Annotated in this window: 1 protein-coding gene; it reads right to left on the bottom strand. The window is 78.1% G+C overall.

All coding sequences use genetic code 11. The features are described 5' to 3' along the window. A partial coding sequence (locus CCN72_RS33630) for a tetratricopeptide repeat protein (protein ID WP_483027292.1) occupies window positions 1-721 on the bottom strand: 721 nt, incomplete at both ends.

The following is a 721-nucleotide window of genomic DNA, read 5'->3' on the forward strand; positions in this document are numbered from 1 at the left end:
CGCGGGCGAGCCGAAGGAGGCCAGCCGCTCCGCCACCGCCGCCGCGTCCCCGACCAGCCGCCCCGAGCGCCGCCCGGCCGCCACCCGCGCCTCGATCAGCACCAGCCGGGCGTGCGTCTCCCACCACAGCCGCCGCTGCGCCGCGAACAGCCGTACGGCGACGGCCGCGCGGGCGATCGCGGTGTGCGCGTCCCCGGCCGAGCGGGCCGCGCGGGCGGCGGCCAGCAGCAGCTCGGCCTTGCGGGTCGACTGCCCGCCCAGCCGGTCCAGCAGGGCGATCGCCGCGTCCGCCTCGGCCAGCGCCTCCGGGGCGAGCCCCGCGGCCATCAGCACCTCGCAGCGCCGTACCGACAGCATGTAGGTGGGCGTGCCGAGCTTCGCGTACCGCTCCTCGGCCTCGTCGAGCAGCCGCAGCGCGAGGGGGATGTCCCCGGAGCGGAACGCGGCCAGGCCCCGGCTCTCCACCGCGTCCGCCTTGTCGTGCTCCTGGCCCGTGGTGTCCCACAGCCGCTCCGCCGCCGTGAAGTCCGCGTCGGCCCGGTCCACCGCGCCGAGCGCCAGATGCACCGTGGCCCGCAGGGTCAGCGCCCGCGCGGTCCAGATGTCGTCCCGCAGCTGCCTGAGCACCGGCAGCGCCCGCCGTACGTCCTCCAGCGCCTCCGGGTGATGCCCCAGCACCCACCAGACGTACGCCCGCCGGTACAGCACCCGGGCCCGGGTG

Origin of the sequence: Streptomyces murinus, from assembly GCF_002154555.1 — a bacterium.
GTDB classification, from domain to species: Bacteria; Actinomycetota; Actinomycetes; order Streptomycetales; family Streptomycetaceae; genus Streptomyces; species Streptomyces murinus.